This window comes from Pseudarthrobacter phenanthrenivorans, assembly GCF_000813845.1.
In the GTDB taxonomy this organism is placed as follows: Bacteria; Actinomycetota; Actinomycetes; order Actinomycetales; family Micrococcaceae; genus Arthrobacter; species Arthrobacter phenanthrenivorans_B.
Genome location: NZ_JWTB01000036.1, coordinates 22,309 through 31,559, shown reverse-complemented (window position 1 = coordinate 31,559; position 9,251 = coordinate 22,309). Strand labels below are relative to the sequence as shown.

8 protein-coding genes, 1 tRNA gene and 1 pseudogene are annotated in these 9,251 nt (G+C 66.8%); 1 reads left to right on the top strand and 9 read right to left on the bottom strand.

Going from position 1 to position 9,251, the window contains the following annotated elements; translation table 11 throughout:
• On the top strand, nucleotides 1–987 hold a 987-nt coding region (locus tag RM50_RS17265), incomplete at its 5' end, for a polysaccharide deacetylase family protein (RefSeq protein WP_156133907.1).
• A gap of 96 nt (nucleotides 988–1,083) precedes the next feature.
• On the opposite strand, the gene RM50_RS17260 is transcribed toward RM50_RS17265, so the two are convergent.
• The 9 genes and pseudogenes from RM50_RS17260 to RM50_RS17220 form a co-directional block, all read right to left on the bottom strand.
• Nucleotides 1,084–1,160, bottom strand: a tRNA-Pro gene (locus tag RM50_RS17260).
• A gap of 137 nt (nucleotides 1,161–1,297) precedes the next feature.
• Nucleotides 1,298–2,845 (bottom strand): ribosome biogenesis GTPase Der, encoded by a 1,548-nt coding sequence (gene der, locus RM50_RS17255; RefSeq protein ID WP_043455170.1) that lies wholly within the window; start codon nucleotides 2,843–2,845, stop codon nucleotides 1,298–1,300.
• A gap of 10 nt (nucleotides 2,846–2,855) precedes the next feature.
• A pseudogene (locus RM50_RS17250) lies at nucleotides 2,856–3,573 on the bottom strand (lysophospholipid acyltransferase family protein).
• A complete protein-coding gene (cmk, locus tag RM50_RS17245) occupies nucleotides 3,566–4,279 on the bottom strand; it encodes a (d)CMP kinase (protein WP_043455168.1) in 714 nt (237 codons plus the stop codon). Before cmk ends, RM50_RS17250 begins: the two are co-directional and overlap by 8 nt.
• Nucleotides 4,279–5,388 (bottom strand): prephenate dehydrogenase, encoded by a 1,110-nt coding sequence (locus RM50_RS17240; RefSeq protein ID WP_043455165.1) that lies wholly within the window; start codon nucleotides 5,386–5,388, stop codon nucleotides 4,279–4,281. The genes cmk and RM50_RS17240 overlap by 1 nt, the downstream gene beginning before the upstream one ends.
• A 3-nt stretch (nucleotides 5,389–5,391) precedes the next feature.
• Entirely contained in the window at nucleotides 5,392–6,612 is a 1,221-nt protein-coding gene (locus RM50_RS17235; protein WP_043455163.1) for a pseudouridine synthase, read from the bottom strand.
• A gap of 125 nt (nucleotides 6,613–6,737) precedes the next feature.
• Nucleotides 6,738–7,409 carry an SMC-Scp complex subunit ScpB gene (gene scpB / locus RM50_RS17230; RefSeq protein WP_043455160.1) on the bottom strand — a complete coding sequence of 224 codons (672 nt, stop codon included), beginning with the start codon at nucleotides 7,407–7,409 and terminating at the stop codon, nucleotides 6,738–6,740.
• A complete protein-coding gene (locus RM50_RS17225; protein ID WP_043455159.1) occupies nucleotides 7,406–8,221 on the bottom strand; it encodes a segregation and condensation protein A in 816 nt (271 codons plus the stop codon). Before RM50_RS17225 ends, scpB begins: the two co-directional genes overlap by 4 nt.
• A gap of 7 nt (nucleotides 8,222–8,228) precedes the next feature.
• A complete protein-coding gene (locus RM50_RS17220; protein ID WP_043455157.1) occupies nucleotides 8,229–9,128 on the bottom strand; it encodes a ParA family protein in 900 nt (299 codons plus the stop codon).
• Between the last annotated feature and the right edge of the window lie 123 nt (nucleotides 9,129–9,251).

Below are 9,251 nucleotides of genomic sequence, written 5' to 3'. Positions count from 1 at the left end.
GTCCACGGCGCCATCCGCGGACAATATCTCACACTCGGCGGACCGGCCGGGGTACTCGGTTTCCCCTTGACGGACGAAACCGGCACCCCCGACGGTATCGGCCGGTACAACCACTTCAGCGGAACCAACGGTGGCTCCTCGATCTACTGGTCGCCCGCCACGGGAGCCCACGAGGTATATGGAGGCATCCGGGCCCAGTGGGTGGCCCTCGGCTGGGAGCGCAGCCGGCTCGGCTACCCGATCAGCGGCGAATACGGCATCACCGGTGGGCGCCGCAGCGACTTCCAGCATGGTTCGATCCTGTGGCACGCGGCCAGCGGCAGGACGGAGGTTATCTACACCAGTGTCCCGTCGTCGCTCCTGGGGGTGGACCTTGAACGCATACCGACCACGCAGAAGGTCGTAGCGCTGACGTTCGACGCAGGCGCCAACGACGCCGCCCTCCGTTCGATCCTCGGCACCCTCACAGCCAACGGCGTCCCGGGCACGTTCTTCCTTACCGGAGACTGGGTGAACCAGTTCCCGTCCGACCCGGCGCTGATCTACAACGCGGGGTATCGGATCGGCAACCACTCGATGACCCATCCGGACTTCACCACCCTGACCGACGCCCGGATCGCGGCCGAGATCAGCGGCGCACAGAGGACCATCGAGGTGGCGGGAGGAGACCCCCTCCCGTTCTTCCGCTTCCCGTTCGGCGCCCGTGATTCGCGCACGATCGCTGACGTCAACGGCGCAGGCTACGCGGCCGTCCGGTGGACCGTCGACACCCTGGGCTGGCAAGGCACCATGAACGGAACCCGCGGACCGGGCTTCGTCGTCCAACGCGTCATGGCCTCCGCACAGCCCGGGGAGATCGTCCTGATGCACCTCGGCTCGAACCCCGACGACGGCTCAACGCTCGACGCCGCGGCCCTCCCCCAGGTGATATCCCAACTCCGTGCGGCAGGCTACGGCTTCGTTACCCTCGACGCCGCCCTCGGCTGACTGGCCGCTGTGCCCGGTACCGCCCGGGACACCGAACCACTACGAACCCAAAAAAGCGGAAAGCGCCGGAGAAATTCTCCGGCGCTTTCCGCTTTTTGGTCGGGCTGACAGGATTTGAACCTGCGACCCCTTGACCCCCAGTCAAGTGCGCTACCAAGCTGCGCTACAGCCCGCTGGTTCCGCCGTTCTCCGCTGCATTCGAATCTAAGGATTCTCATCAGCAGTCCGGCCGAACCACCTAGAAGAGCTTACACGATCCGAAGGGGTGCCAGTGACACTTTCCGGTGTTCAGCCCAAAGGTGTGTCGCAATTAACGCTTCCGGCCGCGCTTCTCGCGCACGCGCATGCTGACCTCGATGGGGGTCCCCTGGAATCCAAACGTCTCGCGCAGGCGGCGGGTGATGAAGCGGCGGTATCCCGGGTCCAGGAATCCGGTGGTGAACAGCACGAACTTCGGCGGCCGGCTGGAGGCCTGGGTGCCGAAGAGGATGCGGGGCTGCTTGCCGCCGCGGACCGGGTGCGGGTGCGCGGCAACGAGCTCGCCCAGGAAGGCGTTGAGCCGCCCGGTGGGGATGCGCTTGTCCCAGTTCTCGAGCGCCAGGTCAAGGGCCGGGACCAGGCGGTCCTTGTGCCATCCCGTCTTGGCGGAGATGTTGACGCGCGGCGCCCAGTCGACGTGGGCCAGGTCCTGCTCGATTTCGCGTTCCAGGTAGCGGCGGCGTTCGTCGTCGAGCAGGTCCCACTTGTTGAAGGCCAGCACCAGCGCGCGGCCCGATTCGATGGCCAGCTGCAGGATGCGCACGTCCTGCTCGCTGAGGACCTCGTCCACCGCAAGGAGGACGACGGCGACCTCCGCCTTCTCCAGCGCGGCCTGCGTCCGGAGCGAGGCATAGTAGTCCGCGCCCTGGGCCATGTGCTGGCGGCGCCGGATTCCCGCGGTGTCGACGAACCGCCAGGTGCGGCCGCCGAGTTCGATGAATTCATCCACCGGGTCACGGGTGGTGCCGGCGGTGTTGTCCACCACCACGCGTTCTGAGCCGGCCAGCTTGTTCAGCAGCGAGGACTTGCCCACGTTGGGCCGGCCGATGAGGGCAATGCGGCGCGGGCCGCCGGAGCGGTCCGTTCCCTCAATGGTGGAGAACTCCGGCAGTACGTCCATGACGTGATCCAGGAGGTCGGCCACACCGCGGCCGTGCAGGGCCGAGACCGGGTACGGTTCACCGAAACCGAGGCCCCACAGTGCGGCGCTGTCCGCTTCCTGGGCGAAGTCGTCCACTTTGTTGGCCACCATGATGACCGGCTTCTTGCTGCGGCGCAGCATCTTCATGACGCCTTCATCCGTGGCGGTGGCGCCGACGGCCGAGTCCACCACGAAGAGCACGGCGTCGGCGAGTTCAACGGCCATCTCGGCCTGTTCGGCAACGCGGGCATGGATGCCGCGGGCGTCGTGTTCCCACCCGCCGGTGTCCACCAGGGTGAAGTTGCGGCCATTCCAGTTGGCTGAATACATGACCCGGTCACGGGTGACGCCCGGGGTGTCCTCCACCACTGCTTCACGCCGGCCCAGGATGCGGTTTACCAGCGTGGACTTCCCCACATTGGGCCGGCCGATGATCGCCAGGACGGGATCGAGCTTGACCGGACCGTCAAATTCATCGTCGCCGTATTCCCCGCTCAGGAGGGCGGCGTCATCCTCGTCAAGGTCGTAGTCCTCAAGGCCGGCCCGAAGGGACGCGGCACGCAGCTCCGCTTCGTCGTCGTCGATTGCTGCCAGCCGTTCGGCAACCTGGTCGGTGCCGGCGGGCGTGTATTCGTCCTCGGCGCCGGAAGGCCCGGAAGTCTGGGTGGTGTCGCTCATTGCACTGTCCTTAGTGGTCATCTGCCGGCGTCCCCGGCTACTGCTGAAAAGTCTTGGTGGTCAGCGTGGGGCAAGGGCTGCCCGCTGAGTTCTATGGTGTCCTGGACGTGCCCTGCCAGCGCGGCACGGATGTCCTGCGCCGCCCTGTCCATTGAAGCACGCCCGGTTTCGCCGGCCCGGTGGGCCAGCGTGAGGGCCGATCCGAAGCTGACGTGGAAGCGCCGGCCGGGCCGTGGCACGAAGTCCAGGTGCTCATCGCCCTGCCGGGTGCCCAGGACGGCAACCGGAACCACCGGTGCCCCTGACTTCAGCGCCAGCCAGGCCACGCCGCCATTGATGTCAGCGGCTGCCCCGCTCCCCCGTGTTCCTTCTGGAAGGATCCCAACGCAGCGGCCGGCATCGAGCACGTCCTTGCAGCGCTGCAGCGCAGCCCGGTCCCCCCGCCGGTCCACCGGCAGCTGTCCGGATGCTGTGAGCACCCGGCCCAGGAAGCCCTTGAACATTTCCTGTTTCACCAGGATGTGCATTGGCCGCGGAGCAGCGCCGAACATCACCGGACCGTCCAGGAAACTGATGTGGTTCGCGGCGAAAATCACCGGCCCGCCCGTGGGAACGTTGCTCCTGCCGGTCACGGTGGTCCGGTAGACCAGGTGGTCCAGGATCCAGCCAACCGGCCTGCTCCACGCCGTGGTGAGCGTGGAAGGCAGGCTTGCCCCGGCGTCAGTCACGGTTGAGGACCTTGGTGACGATCACGAGGGCTGCGTCCACAGTCTGTTCGAAGTCCAGGTCCGAGGAGTCCAGCGTGACCACACCGTCTGCCGCCTGGGTGAAGTTGACCACGGTGGAGTCCTTGGCATCCCGGTGCGTCACCTGGGCAGCCAGCTGCTCGGCGTCCTGCGTGCCGCCCAGCTGGATCCCGCGCCGCCGCAGCCTGGCTTCTTCACTGGCAGTGAGGAGCATGCGCACCTCGGCGCCGGGAGCGACGACGGTGGTGATGTCCCTGCCTTCCACCACCATGCGGCGGTGGTGCTTTTCAATCAGGTCCCGCTGCCGCCGGATCAGTTCGGTCCGGGCACCGAGGGTAGTGGCCACTGCGCTGACGGCGGAGGAGATGGCCGGCTCGCGGATGGCGTCGGTAACGTCCACCCCGCCCACCCGCACGTATTCCTCCAGCGGGCTGGTGCTCAATTCCAGGGCAAAGTCCCGGGATGCCTGCTCCACGGCAGGAGTATCGGCAAGGTCGATGCCTTCGGCCAGGCAGTACCAGGTCAAGGCACGGTACATCGCCCCGGTGTCCAGGTAGGCCAGCCGGAGCCTGCGGGCGACTTCCTTGCTCACGCTCGATTTACCTGAGCCTGACGGCCCGTCGATGGCAACCACCAGCGGCCGGCCGATGCGCAGCGCGCGCATGGTTTCGAGGAGTTCCTGTGTCATTACTGAAGTACCCGCCATCCGCGGTCGTTGAGAGCTTCGATCAGGTGGTCGTGCTTGTTCGGCAACACAGACAATTCCACCATGCCAACGTTCTGACCGGAGGAATGGTCCAGGCGCAGGTCTTCGACGTTCACGCCGATTTCACCGATTTCGGTGAGCAGCTGCGCGATCTGGCCGGGTTTGTCGTCCACCAGGACGGTGAGCCAGGAGTAGGCCTGCGGCGGCCCGCCGTGCTTCCCGGGAATCCGGGCCTGGCCGGCGTTGCCTTCGCTGATGAGCTGGGCGAGGTCCAGCCGTGCACCCGGGGCGGTGGGCTGTTCGAGCGTCCCGATGAGGCGGTTCAGGTCCTCACGGACGCCGTACAGGATCTCCACCACCTTGGCTGCATTGCCGCCCAGGATCTGCACCCACAGGGTGGGATCGCTGGCAGCGATCCTGGTGACATCGCGCAGGCCGTTGCCGGCCAGGGACAGCGCATGCAGCGGAGTACCCTGCAGGCGGCTGGCCAGCAGCGACGACATAACCTGCGGCAGGTGCGACACCAGGGCCACGGCTTCATCATGCTCATCGGCGCTGAACTGCGACACCACCGCTCCGAGGTCCGAAGCGAGCGAACGGGCCACCTGCAGGGCAGCACCGGACGTCTCCTCCGAGGGGCAGAGCACCCACGGCATGGAGGTGAACAGTTCGCCGCGCGCAGCTACCGGGCCGGACTTTTCCCGGCCCGCCATGGGGTGGGTTCCCACGTAGCGTGACAGGTCGGCGCCGAGGCTGCGGAGCCGCGACAGGATATCGGCCTTGACGCTGGCAATGTCCACCACGACGGCGTCGGGATAGTCAGCGAGCGCCTTGGACACCACATCCGCAGTAACGTCCGGCGGTGCGGCGACCACCACGAGCTGCGGGCTGGCCCCACCAAGGTCCGCCAAAGGACGTCCGGCGCCGATGTCCACCGCCACGGCCTGATTGGTGGGCGAGGGGTCGGAAAGGAACACCGGCACGCCCCGCCCCCGCAGCCCGAGCCCGATGCTGGCGCCAAGCAGCCCGGTGCCGATGACCACCACCGGGCCGTCCAGATGGCCGCGGCCCTGGCTTTTGAACGCGGACATGCCCTAGAGCCCTACGGATGCCAGCAGGTGGCCGACTTCCTGCTTGCCCAGGTTGCGGATGCTGCCCTGGCGCTGGTCGCCCAAGCCAATGGGACCCACCTTGACGCGGACCAGGCGCTGGACCGGGAAGCCGACGGCGTCAAAGAGGCGGCGGACAATCCGGTTCTTGCCGGAGTGCAGCACAACTTCGATCAGGACGTGGCCCGGGGTGGAGTCCACCAGCCGGAAGGAGTCAACGTTCGCGAAGCCGTCCTCCAGTTCGACGCCGGACTTCAGTTGCGCTCCGACCCCCTGCGGGAACGGCCCGCGCACCTGCACGAGGTAGGTCTTGGGGACCTCGTAGGACGGGTGGGTCAACCGGTTGGCAAGTTCGCCGTCGTTGGTCAGCAGCAGCAGGCCTTCGGTGGCGACGTCGAGCCGGCCGACGTGGAAGAGGCGTTCGGTGGTGTTCTTGTTGCTCTTCAGGAAGTCGCTGATGCACGGCCGGCCTTCGGGGTCCTCCATGGTTGACACCACGCCCTTGGGCTTGTTGAACACCATGTAGACCAGGTTCTCGTCCAGCTGGATCCGCAGGCCGTCCACGTGGATTACGGCCGTCTTGGGGTCGACACGGACGCCGAGTTCGGTGACTACCTTGCCGTCCACCTCGACGCGGCCTTCCGCGATCATTTCCTCGCAGACGCGGCGGGAGGCAACTCCTGCGGACGCCATCACTTTTTGCAGGCGCACGCCGTCGGCATCGTGGAGGTCCGACTGGGGAACGTTGCCGCGCGGCCCCTTCTTCCGCGCGGGTTTGCGGACCGGGCCCAGGTTCTGGCCGAAGCGTTCGCTGCCGAAGGCGCGCGAAGCTGCCGCCCCGGGAGCACCGGTGCGCGGCTTGGGCTTGGGCGCACCGGGAGTTCCCGGGGCCTTTTTGGCGCCGGGCTTGCGGGCGGCAGGCTTGCGCGACGACGGCTTGGCACCCTTGGTGCCTTCGGGCCCACGGCTCTGCTGGTCCCCCGCGAGGTCGGGGTCGATGAAGCGTTCTTCGCGCGGCTTCGGCGCGCGGTGCGGCCGGTCGGCGCCGAATCCGGCGGCGCGCTTGCCGGTTCCTCCGCGCGAGCCGCCGCCGAAGCTTCCGCCCTGCGCGTTGCGCTGCTGGGCATTGCCCCGCTGGCCGCTGCGTTCGTTGCCGCCGCGTCCTGATCCGTTACGTGGTGAACCCTGGCGTCCCGCCTGTGTCATGACCCGTCCTTCGAGATGTGTTGGCCGGCAGAGATGTCCAAGGACAACCCTATCCAGCCGTGCAGACTTCGTCTGCCCTGATGAATAAACCTGTAAACAAACCGGCGCCCGCAGGGTGCTGGCGCCTACATGGTGTCGGCGTCGTAGAACTCCGCGATCCCCTCGAGCCCCGGAAGGTGGGGCGACAGCCGGGGCAGGTCGCCCACCGATGTGATACCCATCCGTTCCAGGAAGTACGAGGTGGTCCGGTAAAGGAGTGCACCGGATTCGGGATCCGTTCCGGCGTCCTCGATCAGGCCGCGCTGGGCCAGTGTCCGGACGACGGAATCGACGTTGACCCCACGAATTGCGGACACCCGGGCCCGGGACACGGGCTGGCGGTACGCGATGACCGCCAGTGTCTCCAGAGCCGCCTGCGTGAGCCTGGCCGTCTGGCCCTCCAGCACGTATTTGCCAACGATGTCGGCAAAATCCGCCCGCGAGTAAATCCGCCAGCCACCGGCGATGTTCCGCAATTCAAAACCCCGGGGGCTGGAACCGAGGCCAGCGTGGCTGGCACTTTCCATCTCCGGGGCTTTAACAGTATAGCCGTTATACTCGCGCTGCAGTTCTGCGAGCAGGGAGCGGACGGTGTCCACCGTGAGGCCGATTCCCGCGGCCAGCTCCTCCTCGGTGGCGGGCTGGTCCAGGACCATGAGCACTGCCTCCAGGGCGGCCTTGGCACCGCCGGGAAGATCCGCGAATTCCTGGCCCCCGTCCTGGTCCTCCTGCGGCTGCGTGTCCTGCTGGGGGTTCACGTTTGCTCCTCGTACTCTTCGCTCAGGTTGTCGGCCGACCAGTCGCGGCCGTCGGCCGTCCAGTGGATGGCGAGTTCTGCCAGCGGGGACAGCTGGTCGAACGCGACTGCCCTGTCCCGGAACAGCTCCAGCAGGGCCAGGAACCGGGCCACCACCACCAGGGTTGACCCTGCGTCGGCTGTCAGGGTGCGGAACGTCAACGGAGACTCCTGTTGGAGCCGGCGGCCAAGGACCTCGGCCTGTTCCTTGACGCTGACGTTGCTGCCATGCAGATGGCCAAGGGCCACCTGGGGCGGCTGTGCCTGGATCTTCGGCCGGAGCGCTGCTTCGGCGAGGGCGGCGAACTGTTCGGGCGTGTGCCTCCACACCAGTTCCGGAAGCATGGCCGCAAAGTGCTCCTCAAGCGCGACCTGGCGTGGAAACCGCCGCGCTTCCTGGTGCAGGGTTTCCCCGAGGATGCCTGCCACCTGTTTGAAGGCCTTGTACTGGAGTAGTCGGGCAAAGAGAAGGTCCCGGGCCTCCAGCAGCGCGATATCCTCGTCGTCCTCGACTTCCCCGGCCGGAAGGAGCCGGGCGGCCTTGAGGTCCAGCAGGGTGGCGGCAACCACCAGGAATTCACTGGCCTCGTCCAGGGCCCATTCCTCACCGAGCTGCTGCAGTTTGCGGATGTACTTGATGAACTCATCCGTGACCGTGGCAAGCGCGACCTCGGTGATGTCCAGCTGGTGCTTGGCAATCAGGCCCAGGAGGAGGTCGAACGGACCCGTGAAGTTGGCCAGCCGAACCTCGAAGCCGGGTTTGGAGTCGGCCACGGCGTGGCTAGGGTGCGCCGCCGCGGGAGATCAGCTCCTTGGCCAGCCGGCGGTAGGCGTCGGCACCCACGTGGTTTCCGGCGTAGCTGGTGATGGGTTCCGCAGCGACCGTGGCATCCGCGAACTTGATGGAGCGCTTGATGACGGTTTCGAAGACTTTGTCCCCGAAGGCCTCCACCAGCCGGGTGATCACCTCGCGGCTGTGCAGTGTCCGGGCGTCATACATGGTGGCCAGCACGCCGTCCACCTGCAGCCGGGGATTCAACCGGTCCTGGACCTTGTCGATGGTTTCGACCAGGAGCGCCACAGCGCGGAGGGCGAAGAACTCGCAAATGAGCGGGATGATGACGCCGTGCGCCGCGGTGAGGGCGTTGACCGTCAGGAGGCCCAGGGAAGGCTGGCAGTCGATGAGGACGACGTCGTAGTCGTCCTCGACCTTCCTCAGCGCACGGTCCAGGACCTGCTCACGTGCGACCTCGTTGACGAGCTGCACCTCCGCTGCCGAGAGGTCGATGTTTGCCGGCAGGAGGTGGACGTTCTCGACGCCCGTCTGGTGGATGGCTTCGCGGATGTCCACCTTCCGGTCCATCAGCACGTTATACACGGTGAGGTCCAGCTCGTGCGGGTTGACTCCCAGGCCGGCGGACAGCGCACCCTGGGGATCGAAGTCCACCAGCAGGACCCGGCGGCCGTATTCGGCGAGTGCCGCGGCCAGGTTAATGGTGGAGGTGGTCTTTCCCACCCCGCCTTTCTGGTTGACCATGGCGATGACGCGCGCCGGACCGTGGGAGGACAGCGGCGCGGGTTCCGGGAACTCCCGGTATGGGCGCCCGGTGGGGCCCATCACCGCGTTTTCCAGGTCGAATTCCGTGCCCTCCAGAGTTGCTGAACCCTGTTCGCTGCTCACGTATCTGTCCACACTTTCGATGACGGTGATTTCCTGCCGCTGGCTCGCCAGCGCCGTTCGTTCTGCTCCCTAGGTTACAGCGCCCGACACGGTATTCGACGGAACTTGACTTTCCGCGGATGT